We start from the raw sequence: 21,487 nt of genomic DNA, 5'->3' as shown, positions 1-21,487 counted from the left end.
CCGACAATCCTTTTTTACGGAAAAGAATGGAGGCAACCCATGTCCACCTCATATTTTGTCGCCGCCGACTGGCTGATTGAGCACGGTGACGATCCGGAAGTACAGATTATTGACGCGCGTATGGCACCTGCCGGGCAGGAACACCTTCGCGATATGGTCGCAGAATACCGCGCAGGGCATTTGCCGGGCGCGGTATTTTTTGATATTGAAGCCCTGTCCGACCATAACTCCCCTCTCCCGCACATGCTGCCGCGCCCGGAAGCGTTCTCCGTGGCGATGCGCGAACTTGGCGTTAATCGTGACAAACACCTCGTGGTTTACGATGAAGGTAACCTCTTCTCCGCACCGCGCGCCTGGTGGATGCTAAAAAACTTTGGCGTGGAGAAAGTCTCAATTCTTGCAGGCGGCCTCGCGGGCTGGAAGCGTGATGAACTGCCATTGCAGCAAGGCGACGTGACGCTGCCGGAAGGCGAGTTCGACGCGACGTTTGATGCGCATCAGGTAAAACGTCTGACCGACGTGCTGGTGGTCAGCCATGAAAAAACGGCGCAAATTGTCGATGCCCGCCCTGCAGCGCGCTTTAACGCCCAGGCGGATGAACCGCGTCCGGGGCTGAAGCGCGGCCATATTCCCGGCGCGTTGAATGTGCCGTGGGGCGATCTGGTGTTTGAAGGTGAATTAAAAACGACCGATGAGCTGCGCGCCATTTTTGATCGTCAGGGCGTGGATGTGCATCGTCCCGTTATTGCCAGTTGCGGGTCCGGCGTCACGGCCTGCGTGGTGATTCTGGCGCTCGCCACACTCGGTGTAAACGACGTGACGCTCTATGATGGCGCCTGGAGTGAATGGGGTGCACGAGACGATTTGCCCGTTGAACCGGCCAAATAATGGATAACCGTCTGGCCACGCTGTTAACGCGCGGGGCGTCACTGACCCGCGCGGAATATCGCGTGCTGGCCCACCTCACAGAGCATCCTCTGCTGGTGGGCAATATTACGGTGCGCGAACTGGCGCAGGCGACGTTCGTCTCAACCGCTACCATTATGCGTTTGTGTCAGAAATTAGGCTTCAGCGGTTTCAGTGAATTTATCTGGCACTGCAAACAGCTGTTAACCGAGACGCCGTATATCGCCGCGCAAGCACAACAGCGCCCGGAACTGCCGGCGCTTTTCAGTCAATTTATCGCGAACTATCAGCAAACCTTTCAGTGGGTAACGCAGGAGAAGCGCGCGCAATTTTCGACGTTGCTGCGCCAGAAAGAGAGCTTCTTTCTTTATGGCGCCGGCTTCTCTTATCTCTTCGCCGAGTACCTCACCAAGAAATTGCAGGTGTTGGGCAAAACGGCGTTTATTTCCGGGCCGGGGGATAGCCGGAACATTTTCCTCAGCAACGCTGCGCGGTATCAGGTGTTTATCGCCGTCTCACGCAGCGGGGAAACCGAACAGGTGCTGGATAAAGCGCGAATCGCTAAAAACGTGGGGATGACGGTCGTGGCTTTTACGCGCGCTTCGGCCAATACGCTGGCGGGAATGGCAGATTTGCACTTTGCCTTATATGACGAGGCGGTACATTACGCCGCAGAAGCCGCTGGCGTGACGTCGTTTGAGTCGAATCTGGTCCTGCTGATGGATTTACTGCTGCTGGAAGCGACGGGGTGAAAAATCACCCCGCGTAATCAGATAATGCGGGTGGTTTTGAGATCGCGCAGGAATCCGCCCCAGCGACGCTCGTAAAACGGCGTGATGTGCTCGGTAATAAAGTGGCTGATGCCCTTCTCATCCTTCTTCACCTGACAGATATCGATCGGCTCATCACCCGGCAGCGTATCGGTGGCAACACTGCCCGCAGCCTGAATAATCTCCTCGATATCGCCGTCTGCTTCAATGCCAATCAGCAGTACCGGCTGTTCATCCGTGCTCTCTTTAACTGAGCAGAGGAACGCGCGCCTCACGGGTTTGAGGGTTTTGAATAGCGTGGTCAGCGAATCAATCATCTGCGCAGGGGGTTCGGCTACTTCAGACAACAGCAGCGTTTCGCCCCCTTCCAGCACTTCCTGCGTACTGAGCGGGTTGCCCTCCTCGCCAATCAGATGGTTGATTTCACGCGGGGTGAACTCTTTCCCGGTTGGCAGTTTGGCGTTGAGGAACAAGGTCTGGCCCAGCGTCATTTCGAACAGAGTGCGCACCGGCATCACCACGAACGCCTGCTCGTCTTCAACAGCCTGCTGCAGCGCTTCCAGCGAGGTGAAGAACGGGATCACCGAAGTGCCGTCGTCTTTCTCCCAGTGGAGCAGGTCCAGCGCGCTGTCTTCAACAACCTGTTCGCCTTCCGCTGCGGTACCCGGAACCCAGACGGTGGACTCCAGCAACGTGCGGAAAAATGCCGGACGGTGGGCGGGCTCGGTCGCCGCCTGTTCCAGCAGAGTTTCTAATTCGTTTTTCGTTTCAGACATAGTTTTGCTACTTCAACATAATGTCGGCTGGCGCAAGGCTAACAGGCCTACAAAACCGTAGGCCCGGACAAGCACAGCGCCGCCGGACAAAGATAATTACTCGGCAGTCAGCAGGTTCGCGATAGTACGCACGCCCAGTCCCGTTGCCCCTGCAGACCACTGCTCAACGGCCGCTTTACGGTAGGTTGCGGAGCAGTCGATGTGCAGCCAGCCCTCGTGATAGTTCTCAACGAAGTGAGACAGGAAGCCGGCCGCCGTGCTCGCACCCGCCGGATAGGCTGCGCTCGCGGTGTTGTTCAGTTCGGCGAAGTTAGACGGCAGCTGGCTGCGGTGGAATTCGGCCAGCGGCAGACGCCAGAACGGTTCGTTCTCCGCGGCCGCGCTTGCCAGCAGGCGAGCTGCCAGTTTGTCGTCAAAGCTGAACAGCGCATGGTAGTCGTTGCCCAGCGCGGTTTTCGCCGCACCGGTCAGGGTCGCCATGTCGATAATCAGCTCTGGCTTCTGCGCAGACGCGTCGATGAGACCATCGGCCAGCACCAGACGACCTTCCGCATCGGTGTTCATCACTTCCACGTTTTTACCGTTACGGTAGCGAATGATGTCGCCGAGCTTAAAGGCATTACCGCTCACCATGTTGTCCGCACAGCACAGGTAAAGCTTCACGCGCTTGTTCAGACCGCGCGTAATGGCAAACGCCAGCGCGCCGGTGATGGTTGCCGCGCCGCCCATATCGGACTTCATGGAGTCCATGAACGCGCTCTGCTTCAGGCTGTAACCGCCGGTATCGAACGTGATGCCTTTCCCGACCAGGCAGGCAAATACCGGTGCTGCTTTATCACCGGTTGGGTTGTAATCCAGCGCCAGCAATACCGGAGGACGCTCGGAACCGCGACCCACGGTGTGGATCCCCATATAGTTCTGCTCGCGCAGGTCTTCACCTTTGGTGATGCGGTAAGACATTTTGTCGCCGGCCACGCCGCACAGCAGGTCAACGGCGCGCTGCGCAAGTTGTTCAGGACCCAGCTCTTCTGCCGGGGCGTTAATGGTATCGCGCACCCAGTCGATAATGGTCAGACGGCTTTCCAGCTCTTTCTGACCCGCTTCGTCGAGCGTCGCCCACTCGATTTTACGGCTGCCTTTCGGTCCTTTGTAACCTGCCCAGAATGCCCAGCTGCGGTCGATATCCCAGCCTTCGCCGTCCAGGGTGACATGTTTAATGCCCAGACCATCAATTTTGCGCGCCGCGCGCTGGATCAGACCCAAATCATCGTTGCCAGTCAGATGCAGGGTAATACCGTCGTTGTTGATACTGTAGGTGGCTTTCTCGCCCCAGCGCGCGTCAGCAGGCTGATTCGAGATCGTAATCTTCATCGCTTCGGTCATTTTATTTATCCTTATTAGCAAACGGGCCGCCTGAAGGCAGCCCGTAAGGTGATTTATTCTGCTTCATCTAACCAGACTAACAGAATCGCCTCCAGAATTTTTTCATTGGATGCGTTTGGATCGTCGTCAAAATCGTCTAAATCGCAGATCCACTGATGCATATCGGTGAAGCGTACGGTTTTAGGATCGAGATCCGGGTTAGCGTCGTAGAGCGCTTCGCCGATTTCACGGCTGTCAGTCCACTTCAGTCCCATATCAGTGCTCGCGTGCGTGGTTGATGGTGTAGCGTGGGAATTCCACGACCAGATCTTCATCGGTCACCAGAGCCTGGCAGCTCAAACGGCTGTCTGGCTCCAGACCCCATGCTTTATCCAGCATGTCGTCTTCATCTTCGGTGCTCTCGGCCAGAGAGTCAAAACCTTCACGCACGATGCAGTGGCAGGTTGTGCAGGCACAGGATTTTTCACAGGCGTGTTCCACTTCGATACCGTTACGCAGGGCAACATCGAGAATGGTCTCACCGGTCTTCGCTTCCAGAACAGCACCATCCGGACAGAGGTCCGCATGAGGCAAAATAACAATCTTTGGCATATTAAACCTCGTCCACGGACTGGCCTTTCAGCGCGACGCGGACAGATTTGTCCATGCGGCGAGCAGCAAAGTCCTGGGTTTGTTTATCAACGTTTTTAATGGCTTCTTCTATTGCATCAGCATCATTGCCTTCGGCCACTGCGCTTAAGCGCGCGGCAGCCTCGTCAATCACCTGACGCTCAGCGGCGCTTAACAGCGCGGCGTCGGCAGCGAGCGCACCGTTCAGACTTTCCAGCACGCGTGCGGCTTCAACTTTCTGTTCTGCCAGCATACGCGCCTTCACATCCTGTTCGGCGTAGCTCATTGAATCCTGAATCATGGAGGCGATCTCACCATCGGTCAGGCCGTAGGACGGCTTCACCTGGATAGACGACTCAACGCCGGTGGATTTCTCCATCGCCGTGACGCTCAGCAGGCCGTCCGCATCCACCTGGAAGGTAACGCGAATATGCGCACCGCCCGCAGGCAGCGCAGGAATACCGCGCAGCGCAAAGCGCGCCAGTGAACGACAGTCCTGCACCAGCTCGCGCTCGCCCTGCATCACATGGATGGACATCGCGGTCTGGCCGTCTTTGAAGGTGGTGAATTCCTGTGCACGCGCCACCGGAATGGTGGTGTTACGCGGAATGACTTTCTCCACCAGTCCCCCCATGGTTTCTAAACCCAGGGAGAGCGGAATAACATCCAGCAGCAACATCTCGCTGTCCGGCTTGTTGCCGACCAGAATATCCGCCTGGATAGCCGCGCCCACGGCAACCACTTTATCCGGGTCGATGGACGTCAGCGGCGTGCGGCCAAAGAATTCACCCACCCGTTCACGCACCAGCGGTACGCGCGTGGAGCCGCCAACCATGACCACTTCCAGCACCTCGTCAGCCTCAACGCCCGCATCTTTCAGTGCGCGACGGCAGGCCAGCAGGGTGCGTTTCACCAAAGGCGCGATCAGGTCGTTAAACTGTTCCCGGGTGATTTCCCCCTGCCAGCCCGCCACGTTGACGGTGACAGACTGCGCATCGCTCAGCGCGATTTTCGCGTCGATGGCCACGTCCAGCAGTTCACGCTGCACGCGTGCATCGCTGCGATCGGGGATACCCGCCTGCTCGCGAATGAAATCAGCGAGCAGATGGTCGAAGTCATCGCCACCCAGCGCAGAATCACCGCCGGTAGCCAGCACTTCAAACACCCCACGGCTTAAGCGCAGGATAGAGATATCAAAGGTCCCGCCACCCAGATCATAAACCGCAATCACCCCTTCCTGACCGGAGTCCAGGCCGTAGGCAATGGCGGCCGCCGTCGGTTCGTTCAGCAGGCGCAGAACGTGCAGTCCCGCCAGACGCGCCGCGTCTTTGGTGCCCTGACGCTGTGCATCATCAAAGTAGGCCGGAACGGTAATGACCACGCCATCGAGATCGCCGCCGAGCGTTGCCGTAGCACGCGCCGCCAGCGCTTTGAGGATATCAGCAGAAACGCGGATCGGGTTCAGCAGCCCCGCTGTCGTGGCAATCATTGGCAGGCCGTTTTCACTGGCCTGCAGCTGATACGGCAAATGCGGATAACGGGTCTGAATATCGGCGAGGGAGCGGCCCATCATGCGTTTTACGGAACTGATGGTGTTCGCCGGATCGCGCGCGGCGTTCGCGCGTGCGTCGTAGCCAACCGCGTGGCCCTGCTGTTGGTAGTGGACCACGGAAGGCAGCAGATGACGGCCCTGCTCGTCAGCCAGCGTTTCCGCCTGGCCGCTTCGCACGGTCGCCACGAGAGAATTGGTGGTGCCCAGATCAATACCTACCGCCAGACGACGCTGGTGCGGTGCGGCACTTAAGCCAGGCTCACTAATTTGTAATAAGGCCATAATTGCTTCCGAAATTAAAAATCGAGCAGCTTTTCTTCGAGTTGTTCAGCACTGCTTCGCAGTTTATCGAGAAAACGGAGTTTGCGCACAGTGTCTGCCGCCACATCCCAGGTCTCGTTGTTCAGTTGCTCCACCATCAGTTGATGGCGGGTATCGAACATGCCTTTTACGCGCTTGATGAAGCTTTCCAGACGCGCTTCATCTTTGGCCTGTTCAATCTCATCCAGCTCTTCACGCAGTTCCAGCTGTTCCATCAAAAACGCCGTATCACGTACGGTGTGCTGTTCACTCGCCAGATCAAAGCCATGAAGCGAGAGCAGATACTCAGCGCGAGACAGTGGATGGCGCAGCGTCTGCCAGGCCTGATTGATGGTCGCAGATTGCGATACCGCAGCCAATTGCTCTGACTGAGTACCACTGGCGAATTTATCCGGATGATACTGACGCTGCAGATCCTGGAAGCGGATCGTCAGCGCCTGCAGATCAACCGGGTATTGAGCGGGTAGTCCGAAGAGAGTGAAGTAATCCATAACAATCTCAGGGGTAGCCTGTTAGAACAAACCCCACGCACAGGAGTCCTGCGGTGGGGTTTCGGATGACGCGCGGTTAAACGTGGAAGCTTTCGCCGCAACCACACTCGTCTTTGACGTTCGGGTTCGTGAATTTGAACCCTTCGTTCAGGCCTTCTTTTACAAAGTCCAGCTGAGTGCCATTGAGGAATTGCAGGCTTTTGCCATCGACCACCACCTTCACGCCCTTGTCTTCAAACACGGTGTCATCAGACGCCGGTTCGTCAACAAACTCCAGTACGTAAGCCATACCAGAACAGCCGGAGGTACGTACGCCCAGTCGCAGGCCAAAGCCTTTACCACGGTTCGCCAGAAAAGAGCTTACTCGCGCGGCAGCGCTGTCGCTAAGGGTAATCGACATACTCAAACCTCAATTATTTTGCTTCACGTTTGCTTTTGTAATCCGCAATGGCGGCTTTGATCGCGTCTTCTGCCAGGATAGAACAGTGAATTTTCACGGGTGGCAGTTCGAGTTCTTCAGCAATATCCGTGTTCTTGATTGCCTGTGCTTCGTCCAGAGACTTGCCCTTCACCCATTCGGTGACCAGGGAGCTGGAGGCGATAGCAGAACCGCAGCCGTAGGTCTTGAAGCGCGCGTCTTCAATGATACCTTCATTGTTGACTTTAATCTGCAGCTTCATCACGTCGCCACACGCTGGCGCACCGACCATACCGCTACCTACGCTTTCGTCGCTGTTGTCAAAAGAGCCAACGTTGCGCGGGTTCTCGTAATGATCAATAACTTTTTCGCTGTATGCCATGTTGAATTCTCCTTATGTACCGATTAGTGATGTGACCATTCAATGCTGTTCAGATCCACGCCCTGCTTGAACATTTCCCACAGTGGAGAAAGGTCACGCAGACGACCGATGGAGTTGCGAACCAGCTTGATGGTGTAGTCAATCTCTTCTTCGGTAGTGAAACGACCTAAAGAGAAACGGATAGAGCTGTGTGCCAGCTCGTCAGTCATGCCCAGTGCGCGCAGCACATAGGATGGCTCCAGGCTTGCAGACGTACAGGCAGAACCGGAAGAAACCGCCAGGTCTTTCAGCGCCATAATCAGCGATTCACCTTCAACATAGTTGAAGCTGACGTTGAGAATGTTTGGTGCGCCCTGTTCGAGATCGCCGTTCAGATACACTTCTTCCATATCTTTCACGCCATCCCACAGACGGTTACGCAGCGTGCGCAGGCGCGCCATCTCGGTTTCCATCTCTTCTTTCGCAATACGGTAAGCTTCGCCCATACCCACGATCTGGTGAACAGGCAGCGTACCGGAACGCATACCACGCTCGTGACCGCCACCGTGCATCTGTGCTTCGATGCGGATACGCGGTTTACGACGAACGTACAGTGCACCAATACCTTTCGGGCCATAGATTTTGTGGCCGGAGAAGGACATCAGGTCCACTTTCAGCTGGCTCAGATCGATAGGCAGTTTGCCCACGCTCTGGGTGGCGTCCACATGGTAGATGATGCCGCGCGCACGGCACATTTCGCCGATGGTCGCGATATCTTGCACAACGCCGATTTCGTTGTTTACGTGCATGATGGAGACCAGAATGGTGTCATCACGCATGGCCGCTTCGAGCTCTATCAGGTCGATGATACCGTTGCTCTGTGGTGCCAGGTAAGTCACGTCGAAACCTTCACGCTCGAGCTGACGGCAGGTGTCCAGCACGGCTTTGTGTTCGGTTTTGCTGGTGATGATGTGCTTGCCTTTTTTCTGATAAAAGTTGGCCGCACCTTTGATCGCCAGGTTATCGGATTCGGTCGCACCGGAGGTGAATACAATCTCACGCGGGTCGGCACCCACCAGGTCAGCAATCTGATTACGGGCGATATCTACCGCCTCTTCAGCATGCCAGCCAAAACGGTGTGAACGGGAAGCTGGGTTACCAAAGTTTCCGTCCAGGGTCAGACACTGCATCATTTTCTCGGCAACACGCGGGTCCACCGGCGTGGTTGCGGAGTAGTCGAGATAAATCGGTAATTTCATTGCTCTATAAACTCCGTACATCGCTTCAATGCAAGGAATCAGGCAACCGGCTGGATGTACGACCGAGTACACGGAGCGAGCGAACGCTCCGGCCTGATTCTGAAATACTTATCTTTTTATTACGCGCGTAATTTGACGTCGATCGCGTCCTGCCCGCGGGTGCTGCGTTGGGAGTCCTGGCTGTGCTGACGGCCAGAGACATCCAGAACTTCCTGGTTATTTACCAGCTCACCTAAGGTGATGTTGTTCAGGAAGCCGGTCAGACGATCGCTCAGGTCGCGCCACAGCGCGTGGGTCAGGCACTTATCGCCGCCCTGGCAGCCTCCTTTACCCTGGCAACGGGTCGCATCAACGGATTCGTCAACGGCACTGATCACTTCGCCAACTGCAATACTGCCCGCGTCTTTACCCAGCAGATAACCGCCGCCTGGGCCACGAACGCTGGAAACCAGTCCATTTTTACGCAGTCTGGAGAACAGCTGTTCCAGATAGGAGAGGGAGATCCCTTGTCGTTCAGAAATATCAGCCAACGGAACCGGGCCCGCTTCGGAGTTGAGCGCAACGTCCAGCATCGCGGTCACGGCATAACGCCCTTTAGATGTCAGTCTCATGTCTTACTTAACCTCAAACTCGCCCCTGCCCGGGGTTTTTTATAGTAAAATGGGGGTATTGCATAGCAGGGCCAAGTCTGACATTCCTGACTAAAATGGTCAACTATTTACTTGACTGTTTTAGTCAGGTATTTAACCTTCCGTGCCGTATCACCAGGATGGGCACTACTCTTTATTCTTTTGCTCAATCGACGCCAGAATCCCGCGCAGAATGTTCAGTTCCTGGCTTTCCGGACGTGCACGGGTAAACAGGCGGCGCAGCTTGTTCATTACCTGCCCCGGGTGACCTTCACGGATGAAACCGGTAGAGAGCAGGGTCTGCTCCAGGTGACCATAGAAGCGCTCCAGATCGTCCACCAGCGGGTAGACGGCCTCTTCCTGCGGCTCTGCCGTTGCTTTTTCCTGCGTCGCCAGCCACGCCATACGCACTTCATAGGCAATCACCTGAACGGCCATTGCCAGGTTCAGGGAGCTGTATTCCGGGTTAGCAGCAATGGCCACGTGGTAATGGCATTTCTGCAGTTCATCGTTGGTCAGGCCCACGCGTTCACGGCCAAACACCAGCGCTACAGGAGCCTGTTCGGCTTCAGAGACGCTTTTCAGACCGCATTCACGCGGATCCAGCATCGGCCACGGCAGTGTACGGGAGCGGGCGCTGGTCCCAACCACCAGACTGCACCCTGCCAGGGCTTCGTCCAGAGTATCCACGATCTGCGCGTTACCAATGACATCGCTGGCGCCCGCAGCCAGAGCGATAGCCTGTGAGTCGGGTTTCACCAGTGGGTTAACCAGCCACAGGTTCGTTAAGCCCATGGTTTTCATAGCGCGGGCTACGGAGCCCATATTGCCAGTGTGCGATGTTTCGACCAGCACGATTCGAATGTTTTGCAGCATAGTTTTAATGTCTGGATTCTGTGTCTGAAGAATATTCGGCCATATTATCATAAACGAGAGACATATTCCGATCTCGCTGCTATACTCTGCGCCGATTTTCCCGTTCTTTAACATCCAGTGAGAGAGACCGATGCATCCGATGCTGACCATCGCCGTGCGCGCAGCGCGCAAGGCGGGTAATGTAATTGCCAAACACTACGAAACGCCAGATTCTGTTGAAACCAGCCAGAAAGGCAGCAATGATTTCGTAACCAACGTCGATAAAGCCGCTGAAGCGATTATTATCGATACCATCCGCAAATCTTACCCGCAGCACACCATCATCACCGAAGAAAGCGGTGAACTTGAAGGTACCGATCAGGATGTTCAATGGGTTATCGATCCACTGGATGGCACCACCAACTTCGTCAAACGTCTGCCACACTTCTCCGTGTCTATCGCAGTACGCATTAAAGGCCGTACTGAAGTCGCCGTGGTTTACGATCCAATGCGTAACGAACTGTTCACCGCGACCCGCGGTCAGGGCGCGCAGCTGAACGGCTACCGTCTGCGCTGCAGCAATGCACGCGACCTCGACGGTACCATTCTGGCGACCGGCTTCCCGTTCAAGGCGAAGCAGCACGCAACCACTTACATGAATATCCTGGGCAAACTGTTCACCGAATGCGCGGACTTCCGTCGCACCGGTTCTGCCGCGCTGGACCTGGCCTATGTGGCTACCGGTCGCGTTGACGGTTACTTTGAGCTGTCACTGAAGCCGTGGGATTTTGCAGCGGGCGAGCTGATCGCGCGTGAATCAGGCGCCATTGTTTGCGATTTCACCGGCGGCCACAACCATCTGACGACCGGCAACATCGTTGCAGGTAACCCACGTGTTGTTAAAGCCATGCTGGCAAACATGCGTGATGAGCTGAGCGACGCGCTGAAGCGTTAATCCAGCCTGCGGTGCCCTCTCCCGGCGGGAGAGGGCACCATGCTGCACCTGACTAAAACGGCCTTAATCCCCTTCCCACCGGCACCGCGCTCATCCACATCGTTACCGCAGCCACCAGCAGAATCATCCCGCCCGCCAGCGCGAGCGTTGTCCATCCGACCTGCCGCCACAGCACCGGCGTTTTATTGCCGCTGAGTTTGACCGCCAGTTGACGGAAACTGTGCACCAGCAGTGCCAGTGACGAAATCGTGAGTGACGTCCCGGCCGCCATGGCCAATGCCGAGAGCATTCCCCAGCCAAATACCCCCATCACCTTACTGAACAGCAGCACCATGATTGCCCCTGAACACGGACGCATGCCCATTGAGAGCACAACCATCAGCCGCGCTCGCCAGTCATCACCGTTCTGCAGCTGCGCCTGCGTCGGCAGATGCTGATGTCCACAGCCGCAGTTTGCAGTGTGTTCATGGTGCGGCGTAAAAGCTCTGAACTGGGGTTTGTGCAGCAAAGCCCTCAGTTTTTTCAGTGCCCGCCAGCACAAGAGCAGACCCAGCACACCGACCAGCGCATAACTCCCCTTCTCCAGCCAGAAACTGCTGATATGCAGCTGACGAGCAGGAAGGCGTAATAACGACAGGACGACCACCACCAGCGCAATCGCCACGCCGCCCTGAAGCAGCGAAGATGCGAGGGTCAACCCAATGCTTGATTTGAGCCTGGACGGATGGGTCGCAAGCCAGGTCGCGATCACGATTTTGCCGTGTCCCGGCCCCAGCGCATGCAGGACACCGTAGAGAAAGCTGAAGGCCAGAAGAGAACCGCCTGCCTTCGTCGGGTTCTCCGCCACCGCCTTCAGTAAGCTACTCATCTGCTGGTTGACCTCACGCTGCCAGACAATGCTTTTCATCATCACCTGCGGCCAGGCGTGCCATAGCCACAACGCGCCGCACACGGCCAGCAGCAAAAAGAGCGCCAGCGGCCAGAGATGAAGCCAGCGGCGTGATTTTCGTGCCGGAGACGCGATCACTGACATTGCAACGTCACCTGCTGTGCGAACTGTTTACCCAGCTCCATGTCTTCGGGTGGTGCATCTTCTTTATCGAGAGAGACCGCAAAATTGAGCGTCTCTTCGCTCGGTTTTGGCGTGTGCATTGCCATCTTGCAGGTTTTTTGCAGGGCTGCCGGTAGCGTCACATCACTCCCCTCTGCGTAATGCATATCGACATAGTAAGTGGGATCAAAGGTGGAAAACGTATAGGTCTGCCCAGCCAGCGGTTGCGGATGCGCCAGCGGCAGGACAAACGTCAGTACCGCCTGATGTCCGTCGCGGGTCATGCCATATTCCGTCGGCCGATTCATAAATTTCACCTTTTGTCCGTTATGCCAGAACTCGGTGAAATAGTGCTGACCAAGCACGTTGGCCATCACTTCCGCCGCCAGCTTTTTCCAGATTTCATCCCCGGGTTTTGCATTCCCGGCATCGTACAGCAGGTCAGCCGAGGTGATTTCATCCATCGTCCAGCGCATTTTCAGGCCACTGAGCTGCGTTCCGTCCGTTACCAGCTCGGTTTTCAGGCTGATAAAACTGTGAGGATGCGCGACGACAGCAAAGGGGATCACCGTCAAAAATAACGCCATTGCGCTTTGTTTAACTGTTTGCATCAATTCCTCACGTCATAAATTCTGTGATGTTCGCCAGCAATCCTGAGTGAAAGGCCTGCCGGCGCGCTTTTCAGCGCCCATCCTTTAGCTATTCTTATCAAACATTCCCACTGGATACCCGACAGATGATGACGACGCTTGAAATTCCATCTGTGCTTTCCAGTTCGCAGCGCCGCTGCCAGGTGCTTTTAATGCTTTACCTGCCCGATGCTGCCGTTACCGCACAGAGCATTATCGCTGCCAATGGCGTGGACGACGCTATGGCACGGCAAGATATAGCCGAGACGCGCGATGAAATCCAGCGCTATCACCGGCTCGACATCGTCACGTACCATGACGGCAGCTACCGGATTGAAGGCTCAGCCCTGAATCAACGTTTATGCCTGTTGCACTGGCTGCGCAGGGCTATGCGGCTGTGTCCGCAATTCGTTTCGCATCAGTTTACCCCCGCGCTGAAAACCGCGCTTAAACAGCAGGGCATTGCCCGGCCTCTCTATGACGATACCAACCTGCGGGCGTTGATCAGCTTCTGCTCGCGCAAGCTTCAGCGCCCGTTTGATTGCCGGGACGTACAGTTTTTGCAGCTCTATCTGCAGTATTGCCTGATGCAGCATCATCTGGGGAATACCCCGCAGTTTTCATCGGTGCAGCGTAACTGGACGCAATCAAGAGGGGAATATTTCACCGCTCAGGAGATTGTTCGTCACTGGAAACGCCGTGTGCCACAAGGGACCCACAGCGATGAACAACTTTTTCTCGCGCTGCTGTTTATGATGCTGCGCACTCCTGACCCTGTGCTTGATAAGCATCAGCAGGATCAGCGTCTGCGCCGGGCAATTGTGCGCATGGTCGCCCGTTTTCGGGCGCAAACCGGGATGAACTTCAGCGATGAACAGGGGCTGACCGATCAGCTTTATATTCATCTGGCCCAGGCGCTGGACCGTTCGCTGTTTGAGATAGGCATCGACAATAGCCTGCCGGAAGAGATCCATCGTCTCTACCCCCGCCTGTTACGCACCACCAAAGAGGCGTTGTTTGAGCTGGAAGCGGAATTCGGGCTGCGTTTTTCTGATGAAGAGATGAGCCTGGTGGCGGTCATTTTCGGCGCCTGGCTGATGCAGGAGACCGATCTGCATGAGAAGCAGGTGGTGTTATTGACGGGAGAGGATAAATCCTGTGAGGACGTGATAGAGCAGCAACTGCGCGAATTGACGTTGCTGCCGCTCAACATTCGATATCAGACGCTGCAGGCCTATCAGAAAGAGGGGGCACCGCGCGAAGCGGCGCTGGTCATCACCCCTTATCCGACCGCCCTGCCCCTGTTCTCACCACCGCTGATCCACGCCGTTGAGACGCTGAACACGCAGCAGCAAGAACATATTCGCGCCATGCTGGAATCGTAGCTACGCGCGCGCGGCGACTTTAGGGCGAACGAACATCGCCGGTAGGGCGACAAGCGCCATGACCCAGAAGACCCCGTGTCCCAGATGCTGGTAAAGGAAGCCCGCAAAGACCGTCATCACCGCAATGCTGCCGCCCATCGCCACCGCCGAATAAACCGACTGCAACCGAATGACATCCCCGCCTTCACGCGCGGCGATATAGCGCATGGCCGCCAGGTGACATACCGTGAAGGTACCGCAGTGCAGAATTTGCGCCACGATCAGCCACGGCAGCTCCGTCGTCCAGCCCATAATGCCCCACCGTACGACGCCACAGACAGCAGAAAGCAGGAGCAGATCGCGCGCGCCGAAGCGCCGGAACAGCTTTTTGCTCAGCGCGAAGATAATCACCTCAGCGACCACACCGAGCGACCACAGGTAACCCACTGCAGATGCGGAGTACCCTGCCCCCTGCCAGTAGATGGCGCTGAAACCATAGTACGCCGCGTGCGCGCCCTGCAGCAGACAGACGCAGGCCAGGAAACGCCAGCTTTGTGCCACCAGGCTTCGCCAGGCCGGCCAGCCGGCGCTTTCATGATGACGGCCCTCACCTTGCGGCATTACCGATGGACGCAACAGCATCCCCAGCAGCATGGAGGCAATGCCGATACTCAGCAGCGCAAGGATCGCACGGTAATCGTAAAGGCTAACCATTTTACCCACCAGTGCAGAGCCGATGACAAAGGCAATTGAGCCCCACAGCCGCACGCGGCCATAATCCATCGTTAGCTGTTTTTGCCAGGTGTTTGCCAGGGCATCCGTCAGCGGAACCAGCGGCGAGAAAAAGAGGTTAAAACCGACCATCATCACCATCAGCCATGCAAACTGGTGGCTCAGCCAGAAACAGGCGACAAAGACCAGCGTCAACAGCGCCAGAATGCGTACCGCCTTAATCAGCAAGGAGGGATCGCTGACGCGCGGTGCGATCAGCAGGCTTCCCAGGAAACGTGCCACCAGACCAGCGCCAAGCAGGATACCTATGGTCTCGGGCGTCAGGCCGATCCCCTTGAGCCAGACGCTCCAGAAAGGCAGAAAAATACCGTAGCTAAAGAAATAGGTGAAATAACTGAGCGCCAGCCAGCGCGTGGAATGCAAGACCATGAATCCCTCCCGAAATGGAGGCCATAGTCTGGCGAGAATACAAAAATTAAGCAAGTCGATAGCCTGCTATAAATTAACGAAAATTTAACATATTGTGCAGTCATCTGACTTATGGCAGGGAATGAAAATGTGTATTACGTTTAAATTACTCCACTTGCAGAGGTATTTCTGCCATGAACTCACTTCGCTATTTAGATTTCGGCCAGGCACGTCACCTGTTGCTGTTAATAGGTCGTATCGCGCTTGTCGTACTGTTTATTATCTTCGGCTATCCAAAACTGACGGGGTTTAGCGGGACCGTACAATATATGACGTCACTGGGTACACCCATGCCCATGCTGGCGGCCATTATTGCGGTGGTAATGGAGGTGCCTGCCGCCATTCTGATCGTGCTGGGCTTTTTCACCCGCCCTGTTGCCGTACTCTTTGTATTTTACACGCTGGGTACCGCGATTATCGGCCACCACTACTGGGATATGACCGGTGATGCCGTCATGCCGAATATGATTAACTTCTACAAGAATATCAGTATTGCCGGAGCGTTTATTTTACTGGCGATAGTGGGACCGGGAGCCCTCTCCCTTGATCGGCGTTAACCCATAAAAAAAGGCCGCAATCGCGGCCTTTTTTATTTCTGCAAAACAGAAAGATTATGCGTATACCGGGAAGCGTGCGCAGATTTCCAGAACTTTACCTTTAACGCGCTCGATAACCGCTTCGTCATTGATATTGTCCAGAACGTCACACATCCAGCCTGCCAGCTCTTTCACTTCCGCTTCTTTAAAGCCGCGGCGAGTAACAGCCGGAGAACCGATACGGATACCGGAGGTCACGAACGGGCTCTTCGGATCGTTTGGCACGCTGTTTTTGTTCACGGTGATGTTGGCGCGGCCAAGGGCAGCGTCAGCTTCTTTACCGGTCAGGTTTTTATCAACCAGGTCCAGCAGGAACAGGTGGTTCTCAGTACCACCGGAAACCACTTTGTAACCGCGGTTCAGGAAGACTTCCACCATCGCTTTGGCGTTTTTAGCAACCTGCTGCTGGTAAACTTTAAACTCTGGCTCCATCGCTTCTTTCAGCGCCACCGCTTTCGCCGCGATAACGTGCATCAGTGGGCCGCCCTGCGCGCTTGGGAATACGGCAGAGTTCAGCTTTTTGTACAGCTCTTCGTCGCCACCTTTCGCCAGGATCAAGCCACCGCGTGGGCCCGCCAGGGTTTTGTGCGTGGTGGTGGTCACAACGTGAGCATGCGGAACCGGGTTCGGATAAACGCCTGCAGCAATCAGGCCGGCAACGTGCGCCATGTCAACGAACAGGTAAGCACCGATGCTGTCTGCGATTTCACGCATTTTTGCCCAGTCAACGATACCGGAGTAAGCAGAGAAACCGCCGATAATCATCTTCGGTTTGTGGGTCTGCGCCTGCTTCGCCATGTCTTCGTAGTCAATTTTACCGGACTCATCAATGCCGTAAGGAATGATGTTGTACAGTTTGCCAGAGAAGTTAACCGGAGAGCCGTGAGTCAGGTGGCCGCCTTGCGCCAGGTTCATACCCAGAACGGTATCGCCCGGTTGCAGCAGCGCGGTGTAGACCGCGAAGTTAGCCTGAGAGCCAGAGTGCGGCTGTACGTTAGCGTAGTCGGCGCCAAACAGTTCTTTAGCGCGATCGATGGCCAGTTGCTCAACGATATCAACGTACTCGCAACCGCCGTAGTAGCGTTTGCCCGGGTAACCTTCAGCGTATTTGTTGGTCAGCTGAGAACCCTGCGCCTGCATTACGCGCGGGCTGGTGTAGTTTTCGGAGGCGATCAGTTCGATGTGCTCTTCCTGACGTACTTTTTCCTGCTCCATAGCCTGCCACAGTTCGGCATCATAATCGGCAATGTTCATTTCACGCTTTAACATCCGCATCTCCTGACTCAGCTAACAATAAAATTTTGGCCTGAAAAGGCAGTCCTGTTGGACGACGGGCAACAGTATAACTGATTAGTTCTGTGATAACAGGTCTTGACAAACGATTTTACGCAAACGTTTTCCTACCCGCCACGCAAGGGTTTGAGGAATAAAGCCCTCATCATTTTCAACGGATTTCTTTTCAGGTTTGTGATGCATATTTTTCACGTTGCAAAGAACCATTTACAACGCAGGGGTATTTTTTATAAGATGCATTTAAAATACATCATTAAAAACACCACTGAAGGACGCTGCTATGCTCGACGCTCAAACCATCGCCACAGTTAAAGCCACTATTCCCCTGCTGGTCGAAACCGGCCCGAAACTCACCGCCCATTTCTACGATCGTATGTTTACGCATAACCCGGAGTTGAAAGAGATTTTCAACATGAGCAACCAGCGTAACGGCGACCAGCGCGAAGCCCTGTTCAACGCCATCGCAGCCTACGCCAGTAATATCGAAAACCTGGCGGCGTTGCTGCCTGCCGTGGAAAAAATTGCGCAGAAGCACACCAGCTTCCAGATCAAACCGGAGCAGTACAATATCGTCGGCGGCCATCTGCTGGCCACACTGGATGAGATGTTTAGCCCGGGCCAGGAGGTGCTGGATGCGTGGGGGAAAGCCTACGGCGTGCTGGCAAATGTGTTCATTAACCGTGAAGCACAGATCTACAGCGAAAACGCCAGTAAGGCAGGCGGCTGGGAAGGTACCCGCGCTTTCCGCATCGTCGAGAAAACGCCGCGCAGCCAGCTCATCACCAGTTTTGAGTTCGAGCCGGTGGATGGCAAGCCGGTCGCTGATTATCAGCCGGGGCAGTATCTGGGCGTGTGGCTGAAGCCTGAAGGTTTCCCGCACCAGGAGATTCGCCAGTACTCCCTGACCCGCAAACCAGACGGTAAACGTTATCGCATTGCCGTAAAACGCGAAGATGGCGGCCAGGTATCAAACTGGCTGCATAACGAGGCTAACGTGGGTGATGTGGTTCATCTGGCCGCGCCTGCGGGCGACTTCTTTATGGCGGTTGAGGCGAATACGCCGGTTACCCTGATCTCAGCCGGGGTGGGCCAGACGCCAATGCTGGCGATGCTCGACACCCTCGCTAAATCAAACCACAGCGCGCAGGTAAACTGGTTCCACGCCGCCGAGAACGGTGAAGTGCACGCGTTTGCCGATGAAGTGAATACGTTGGCTTCCGGTCTGCCACGCTTTACCGCCCATACCTGGTATCGTCTGCCAACGGATGCCGACCGTGCAGCCGCACGCTTTGACAGCGAAGGTCTGATGAATTTGAGTCAGCACGAGGGGGCATTCAGCGCGCCGGAGATGCAGTTTTACGTCTGCGGACCGGTAGCGTTTATGCAGTATGCCGCGAAGCAGCTGGTGGAGTTGGGTGTGAATAAAGACAACATTCATTACGAATGTTTCGGGCCGCATAAAGTACTGTAATCGCCCGATGGCGCTACACTTTCCCGGCCGGTGAGATTTTGCAGGCCGGGTAAGCATAGCGCCACCCGGCTGAATCAGGAATCAGGTACTGACGATTAAATCGCGGCGTCGTCTTCTTCACCGGTACGGATACGGATCACGCGTGCCACATCAAAGACGAAGATTTTACCGTCGCCAATTTTGCCGGTCTGCGCCGTACGGATAATGGTATCCACACAGGTATCCACGATATCGTCGCTCACCACGATTTCAATTTTCACTTTTGGCAGAAAGTCCACCATGTACTCTGCGCCACGGTAAAGTTCGGTGTGGCCCTTCTGGCGACCAAAACCTTTCACTTCCGTCACTGTCATCCCGGTGATGCCCACTTCCGCCAGCGCTTCACGCACATCATCCAGTTTGAAAGGTTTAATAATCGCATCAATCTTTTTCATGGTGGGTCCTTAAACTCTTGCCTGTAAGCTGCTTCGTAATCGGTTGCTCACAGTATCATACTCATTCAGATTTTGCGGTACTACTCTTTAAAATCGTTTGCTTCCAGCTCATGGCGGGAGAGCAGCTTGTAGAACTCGGTACGGTTGCGCCCGGCCATACGCGCCGCATGGGTTACGTTGCCTTTGGTTATCTGCAGGAGTTTGCGCAGATAGTTCAGTTCGAACTGATTACGCGCTTCTGCAAACGTCGGCAGCGCGGTGTTTTCCCCTTCCAGCGCCTGCTCCACCAGCGCGTCGCTAATGACGGGTGACGAGGTCAGCGCCACGCACTGTTCAATAACGTTCACCAGCTGGCGCACGTTGCCCGGCCAGCTTGCGGCCATCAGCCGTTTCATCGCATCGGTAGAAAACGCCCGGACAAAAGGCTTATGCCGATCGGCCGCCTGGCGCAAAAGATGGTTTGCCAGCAGCGGAATATCTTCCGCCCGCTCGGCCAGTGCCGGAATTTTCAGATTCACCACGTTCAGACGGTAGTAGAGATCTTCACGAAACTCGTTGCGCGCCATGACTTTTGGTAAATCGCGGTGCGTGGCCGAAATGATACGCACGTTAATATCGATATCGCGGTTACTGCCGAGGGGGCGCACTTTTCGCTCCTGCAAAACACGCAGCAATTTGACCTGCAGCGGTGCCGGCATATCGCCAATCTCGTCCAGGAAAAGTGTGCCGCCTTCTGCCGCCTGGAAAAGCCCTTCCCGGCTGCTCACCGCCCCGGTGAACGCCCCGCGGGCATGACCAAACAGTTCAGACTCAAGCAGTTGTTCAGGGAGCGCACCACAGTTAATCGCGATAAAGGCATTTTTGCTGCGCGGGCTGGCGTTATGGATAGCCTGGGCAAGGATCTCTTTCCCGGTACCGCTCTGGCCGTTAATCAGCACGCTAACGTCTGACTGTGCCACCATCCGGGCCTGTTCGAGCAGACGCAGCATAATCGGGCTGCGGGTGACGATAGACTCCCGCCACGCTTCATCATTCGACGGAGCCGCGTGCTCAAGCGCGCTGTCGATAGCCTTATAGAGGGCATCTTTATCTACCGGCTTGGTGAGGAAGCTGAATACCCCCTGCTGCGTCGCGGCAACGGCATCCGGAATTGATCCATGCGCCGTCAGGATGATCACCGGCATGCCAGGCTGCTGCTTCTGGATCTCCGCGAACAGCTGCAGGCCATCCATTTCATCCATTCGCAGGTCGCTAATCACCAGATCAACCTTCTCGCGGCCCAGGACTTTCAGCCCCTCCTGCCCGCTTTCAGCCGTCACCACGCTGTAGCCTTCACTGACCAGACGCATCCCCAGCAGCTTTAACAGCCCCGGATCGTCATCCACCAGTAAGAGATGGGCAGGTTTTCGGCTTGTCATGGCTTCACATCCTCTTGTTTCTGCGCATCACCGTCTGGCGCCGCGGCTGACCCTTTTGGCGCGTCAGGCAGATAATTTCCGGCCGGTTTACGCGTCGAGAGCTGTCTTTCGATGTCGGTCAGGTTTTCAAGCTTGCGTGTCGTGGTATCCAGTTGAGCACGCAAGTGCTGCTCCTGCTGGCGCAGCGTATCAAGCTCGCTGTCGGTGGATTGCTGTAATTTGCTGTAGCGAAAACGCTCTTCAGACAACTGCAGTTGTAACGCCTGACCATCACGCCAGAGCTGATACACCGGGCGCACCTGCGCCGGAAGATTTCCGACAAACGTGTCCAGCCGCGTGACGTTGGTGCGACGCTCGACGGGGGTGATTTTCGCATCCGCGAGTAAAATCCCGCGCTTGAACGCGTCCTGCCAGGTATCGTCACTGAGCATCGCCGCTTGCGAGCGCGCCTCAACCGGCGCCAGACGCTGGGCGCAATCTATTCCACGTAGCCAGAACAGCGGATTGCTCTCGACGTCATGCCCCGACAGATTCCAGATGTCGTCACAGCGGGTCGACAGGAAATCTGCCAGCTGATTATCTGGCCATTTATCTTGTTGTTTATCGCTAATCGCACTTTGCGGCACATGGGAAACACAGCCCGCCAGAAATAAACAGGGCAGGCTCAGGCGAAACATATTGCTGGAAAACACCGCGCGCACGGCGCGGGAAAAGACGTGTGACATACTCACCAGACATAGATTCAT

Annotated in this window: 24 protein-coding genes; 6 read left to right on the top strand and 18 right to left on the bottom strand. The window is 55.7% G+C overall.

Going from position 1 to position 21,487, the window contains the following annotated elements:
- Nucleotides 1-39 precede the first annotated feature (39 nt).
- Nucleotides 40-888 carry a 3-mercaptopyruvate sulfurtransferase gene (gene sseA / locus F8561_RS18550; RefSeq protein WP_050737167.1) on the top strand — a complete coding sequence of 283 codons (849 nt, stop codon included), beginning with the start codon at nucleotides 40-42 and terminating at the stop codon, nucleotides 886-888.
- Nucleotides 888-1,658, top strand: a complete 771-nt coding sequence (locus F8561_RS18545; protein WP_014171175.1) for a MurR/RpiR family transcriptional regulator — start codon at nucleotides 888-890, stop codon at nucleotides 1,656-1,658. The genes sseA and F8561_RS18545 overlap by 1 nt, the downstream gene beginning before the upstream one ends.
- A 17-nt stretch (nucleotides 1,659-1,675) precedes the next feature.
- On the opposite strand, the gene sseB is transcribed toward F8561_RS18545, so the two are convergent.
- The 11 genes from sseB to trmJ all read right to left on the bottom strand — a co-directional run bounded on the left by sseB (nucleotide 1,676) and on the right by trmJ (nucleotide 10,351).
- Nucleotides 1,676-2,452 (bottom strand): enhanced serine sensitivity protein SseB, encoded by a 777-nt coding sequence (gene sseB / locus F8561_RS18540; RefSeq protein ID WP_020883025.1) that lies wholly within the window; start codon nucleotides 2,450-2,452, stop codon nucleotides 1,676-1,678.
- A 96-nt stretch (nucleotides 2,453-2,548) separates the two neighbouring features.
- Nucleotides 2,549-3,835: an aminopeptidase PepB gene (pepB, locus tag F8561_RS18535; RefSeq protein ID WP_020883024.1), complete on the bottom strand. Its 1,287-nt coding sequence runs from the start codon at nucleotides 3,833-3,835 to the stop codon at nucleotides 2,549-2,551.
- A gap of 53 nt (nucleotides 3,836-3,888) precedes the next feature.
- Nucleotides 3,889-4,089 (bottom strand): Fe-S cluster assembly protein IscX, encoded by a 201-nt coding sequence (gene iscX / locus F8561_RS18530; RefSeq protein WP_014171178.1) that lies wholly within the window; start codon nucleotides 4,087-4,089, stop codon nucleotides 3,889-3,891.
- A 1-nt stretch (nucleotide 4,090) separates the two neighbouring features.
- Complete coding sequence (gene fdx / locus F8561_RS18525; RefSeq protein ID WP_014171179.1) at nucleotides 4,091-4,426, bottom strand: ISC system 2Fe-2S type ferredoxin; 336 nt, start codon at nucleotides 4,424-4,426, stop codon at nucleotides 4,091-4,093.
- A 1-nt stretch (nucleotide 4,427) separates the two neighbouring features.
- Nucleotides 4,428-6,278, bottom strand: a complete 1,851-nt coding sequence (gene hscA, locus F8561_RS18520) for a Fe-S protein assembly chaperone HscA (RefSeq protein ID WP_025203461.1) — start codon at nucleotides 6,276-6,278, stop codon at nucleotides 4,428-4,430.
- Between the two features lie 14 nt (nucleotides 6,279-6,292).
- Nucleotides 6,293-6,808, bottom strand: a complete 516-nt coding sequence (hscB, locus tag F8561_RS18515) for a co-chaperone HscB (protein ID WP_151887765.1) — start codon at nucleotides 6,806-6,808, stop codon at nucleotides 6,293-6,295.
- A 76-nt stretch (nucleotides 6,809-6,884) separates the two neighbouring features.
- Nucleotides 6,885-7,208: an iron-sulfur cluster assembly protein IscA gene (iscA, locus tag F8561_RS18510; protein WP_003860659.1), complete on the bottom strand. Its 324-nt coding sequence runs from the start codon at nucleotides 7,206-7,208 to the stop codon at nucleotides 6,885-6,887.
- A 13-nt stretch (nucleotides 7,209-7,221) separates the two neighbouring features.
- Nucleotides 7,222-7,608 (bottom strand): Fe-S cluster assembly scaffold IscU, encoded by a 387-nt coding sequence (gene iscU / locus F8561_RS18505; protein ID WP_003860661.1) that lies wholly within the window; start codon nucleotides 7,606-7,608, stop codon nucleotides 7,222-7,224.
- 23 nt (nucleotides 7,609-7,631) lie between these two features.
- Nucleotides 7,632-8,846: a cysteine desulfurase gene (gene iscS, locus F8561_RS18500; RefSeq protein ID WP_151887764.1), complete on the bottom strand. Its 1,215-nt coding sequence runs from the start codon at nucleotides 8,844-8,846 to the stop codon at nucleotides 7,632-7,634.
- A 119-nt stretch (nucleotides 8,847-8,965) separates the two neighbouring features.
- Nucleotides 8,966-9,457, bottom strand: a complete 492-nt coding sequence (iscR, locus tag F8561_RS18495) for a Fe-S cluster assembly transcriptional regulator IscR (RefSeq protein ID WP_020883021.1) — start codon at nucleotides 9,455-9,457, stop codon at nucleotides 8,966-8,968.
- A 165-nt stretch (nucleotides 9,458-9,622) separates the two neighbouring features.
- Nucleotides 9,623-10,351 (bottom strand): tRNA (cytosine(32)/uridine(32)-2'-O)-methyltransferase TrmJ, encoded by a 729-nt coding sequence (gene trmJ / locus F8561_RS18490; RefSeq protein WP_032669904.1) that lies wholly within the window; start codon nucleotides 10,349-10,351, stop codon nucleotides 9,623-9,625.
- 130 nt (nucleotides 10,352-10,481) lie between these two features.
- Here trmJ and suhB point away from each other — a divergent pair, with 130 nt between their 5' ends.
- Entirely contained in the window at nucleotides 10,482-11,285 is an 804-nt protein-coding gene (suhB, locus tag F8561_RS18485; protein WP_020883019.1) for an inositol-1-monophosphatase, read from the top strand.
- A 52-nt stretch (nucleotides 11,286-11,337) separates the two neighbouring features.
- Here suhB and F8561_RS18480 read toward each other — a convergent pair whose 3' ends face one another.
- Together F8561_RS18480 and F8561_RS18475 are read right to left on the bottom strand one after the other, a co-directional pair.
- Nucleotides 11,338-12,318, bottom strand: a complete 981-nt coding sequence (locus F8561_RS18480; RefSeq protein ID WP_151887763.1) for a nickel/cobalt transporter — start codon at nucleotides 12,316-12,318, stop codon at nucleotides 11,338-11,340.
- Nucleotides 12,309-12,947 carry a DUF1007 family protein gene (locus F8561_RS18475; protein ID WP_047955965.1) on the bottom strand — a complete coding sequence of 213 codons (639 nt, stop codon included), beginning with the start codon at nucleotides 12,945-12,947 and terminating at the stop codon, nucleotides 12,309-12,311. The genes F8561_RS18480 and F8561_RS18475 overlap by 10 nt, the downstream gene beginning before the upstream one ends.
- A gap of 125 nt (nucleotides 12,948-13,072) precedes the next feature.
- Between F8561_RS18475 and csiE the strand changes: the two genes are divergently transcribed.
- Nucleotides 13,073-14,350, top strand: coding sequence for a stationary phase inducible protein CsiE (csiE, locus tag F8561_RS18470; protein WP_014171189.1), 1,278 nt, complete (start codon nucleotides 13,073-13,075; stop codon nucleotides 14,348-14,350).
- On the opposite strand, the gene F8561_RS18465 is transcribed toward csiE, so the two are convergent.
- The gene (locus F8561_RS18465; protein ID WP_151887762.1) at nucleotides 14,351-15,490 is read right to left on the bottom strand and encodes a 3-phenylpropionate MFS transporter; all 1,140 of its coding nucleotides are present in this window, start codon (nucleotides 15,488-15,490) and stop codon (nucleotides 14,351-14,353) included.
- Between the two features lie 173 nt (nucleotides 15,491-15,663).
- Between F8561_RS18465 and F8561_RS18460 the strand changes: the two genes are divergently transcribed.
- Nucleotides 15,664-16,086, top strand: coding sequence for a DoxX family protein (locus tag F8561_RS18460; protein WP_014171191.1), 423 nt, complete (start codon nucleotides 15,664-15,666; stop codon nucleotides 16,084-16,086).
- A gap of 54 nt (nucleotides 16,087-16,140) precedes the next feature.
- Here F8561_RS18460 and glyA read toward each other — a convergent pair whose 3' ends face one another.
- Nucleotides 16,141-17,394, bottom strand: coding sequence for a serine hydroxymethyltransferase (glyA, locus tag F8561_RS18455; protein ID WP_020883014.1), 1,254 nt, complete (start codon nucleotides 17,392-17,394; stop codon nucleotides 16,141-16,143).
- Between the two features lie 304 nt (nucleotides 17,395-17,698).
- Between glyA and hmpA the strand changes: the two genes are divergently transcribed.
- Complete coding sequence (hmpA, locus tag F8561_RS18450) at nucleotides 17,699-18,889, top strand: NO-inducible flavohemoprotein (RefSeq protein ID WP_049023208.1); 1,191 nt, start codon at nucleotides 17,699-17,701, stop codon at nucleotides 18,887-18,889.
- A gap of 95 nt (nucleotides 18,890-18,984) precedes the next feature.
- On the opposite strand, the gene glnB is transcribed toward hmpA, so the two are convergent.
- The 3 genes from glnB to qseG form a co-directional block, all read right to left on the bottom strand.
- Complete coding sequence (gene glnB, locus F8561_RS18445; protein WP_003860685.1) at nucleotides 18,985-19,323, bottom strand: nitrogen regulatory protein P-II; 339 nt, start codon at nucleotides 19,321-19,323, stop codon at nucleotides 18,985-18,987.
- A gap of 80 nt (nucleotides 19,324-19,403) precedes the next feature.
- Complete coding sequence (gene glrR, locus F8561_RS18440) at nucleotides 19,404-20,741, bottom strand: two-component system response regulator GlrR (protein ID WP_078774703.1); 1,338 nt, start codon at nucleotides 20,739-20,741, stop codon at nucleotides 19,404-19,406.
- Entirely contained in the window at nucleotides 20,738-21,487 is a 750-nt protein-coding gene (gene qseG / locus F8561_RS18435) for a two-component system QseEF-associated lipoprotein QseG (protein ID WP_151887761.1), read from the bottom strand. Before qseG ends, glrR begins: the two co-directional genes overlap by 4 nt.

This window comes from Enterobacter sp. 198 (assembly GCF_009025585.1).
GTDB lineage: Bacteria > Pseudomonadota > Gammaproteobacteria > Enterobacterales > Enterobacteriaceae > Enterobacter > Enterobacter ludwigii.
The sequence above is the reverse complement of the archived record's forward strand: the minus strand, read 5'-3'. Positions and strand labels throughout refer to the sequence as shown.

Bases quoted from the DNA above. Each gene is read 5' to 3' on its own strand.
- glrR (WP_078774703.1), bottom strand. From the start codon at position 20,741: ATGACAAGCCGAAAACCTGCCCATCTCTTACTGGTGGATGACGATCCG.
- glnB (WP_003860685.1), bottom strand. From the start codon at position 19,323: ATGAAAAAGATTGATGCGATTATTAAACCTTTCAAACTGGATGATGTG.
- iscX (WP_014171178.1), bottom strand. From the start codon at position 4,089: ATGGGACTGAAGTGGACTGACAGCCGTGAAATCGGCGAAGCGCTCTAC.
- csiE (WP_014171189.1), top strand. From the start codon at position 13,073: ATGATGACGACGCTTGAAATTCCATCTGTGCTTTCCAGTTCGCAGCGC.
- hmpA (WP_049023208.1), top strand. From the start codon at position 17,699: ATGCTCGACGCTCAAACCATCGCCACAGTTAAAGCCACTATTCCCCTG.
- glyA (WP_020883014.1), bottom strand. From the start codon at position 17,394: ATGTTAAAGCGTGAAATGAACATTGCCGATTATGATGCCGAACTGTGG.
- F8561_RS18460 (WP_014171191.1), top strand. From the start codon at position 15,664: ATGAACTCACTTCGCTATTTAGATTTCGGCCAGGCACGTCACCTGTTG.
- iscA (WP_003860659.1), bottom strand. From the start codon at position 7,208: ATGTCGATTACCCTTAGCGACAGCGCTGCCGCGCGAGTAAGCTCTTTT.
- hscA (WP_025203461.1), bottom strand. From the start codon at position 6,278: ATGGCCTTATTACAAATTAGTGAGCCTGGCTTAAGTGCCGCACCGCAC.
- trmJ (WP_032669904.1), bottom strand. From the start codon at position 10,351: ATGCTGCAAAACATTCGAATCGTGCTGGTCGAAACATCGCACACTGGC.
- F8561_RS18465 (WP_151887762.1), bottom strand. From the start codon at position 15,490: ATGGTCTTGCATTCCACGCGCTGGCTGGCGCTCAGTTATTTCACCTAT.
- hscB (WP_151887765.1), bottom strand. From the start codon at position 6,808: ATGGATTACTTCACTCTCTTCGGACTACCCGCTCAATACCCGGTTGAT.
- F8561_RS18545 (WP_014171175.1), top strand. From the start codon at position 888: ATGGATAACCGTCTGGCCACGCTGTTAACGCGCGGGGCGTCACTGACC.
- fdx (WP_014171179.1), bottom strand. From the start codon at position 4,426: ATGCCAAAGATTGTTATTTTGCCTCATGCGGACCTCTGTCCGGATGGT.
- iscU (WP_003860661.1), bottom strand. From the start codon at position 7,608: ATGGCATACAGCGAAAAAGTTATTGATCATTACGAGAACCCGCGCAAC.
- sseB (WP_020883025.1), bottom strand. From the start codon at position 2,452: ATGTCTGAAACGAAAAACGAATTAGAAACTCTGCTGGAACAGGCGGCG.
- suhB (WP_020883019.1), top strand. From the start codon at position 10,482: ATGCATCCGATGCTGACCATCGCCGTGCGCGCAGCGCGCAAGGCGGGT.
- F8561_RS18480 (WP_151887763.1), bottom strand. From the start codon at position 12,318: ATGTCAGTGATCGCGTCTCCGGCACGAAAATCACGCCGCTGGCTTCAT.
- sseA (WP_050737167.1), top strand. From the start codon at position 40: ATGTCCACCTCATATTTTGTCGCCGCCGACTGGCTGATTGAGCACGGT.
- qseG (WP_151887761.1), bottom strand. From the start codon at position 21,487: ATGAATCTATGTCTGGTGAGTATGTCACACGTCTTTTCCCGCGCCGTG.
- iscS (WP_151887764.1), bottom strand. From the start codon at position 8,846: ATGAAATTACCGATTTATCTCGACTACTCCGCAACCACGCCGGTGGAC.
- pepB (WP_020883024.1), bottom strand. From the start codon at position 3,835: ATGACCGAAGCGATGAAGATTACGATCTCGAATCAGCCTGCTGACGCG.
- F8561_RS18475 (WP_047955965.1), bottom strand. From the start codon at position 12,947: ATGCAAACAGTTAAACAAAGCGCAATGGCGTTATTTTTGACGGTGATC.
- iscR (WP_020883021.1), bottom strand. From the start codon at position 9,457: ATGAGACTGACATCTAAAGGGCGTTATGCCGTGACCGCGATGCTGGAC.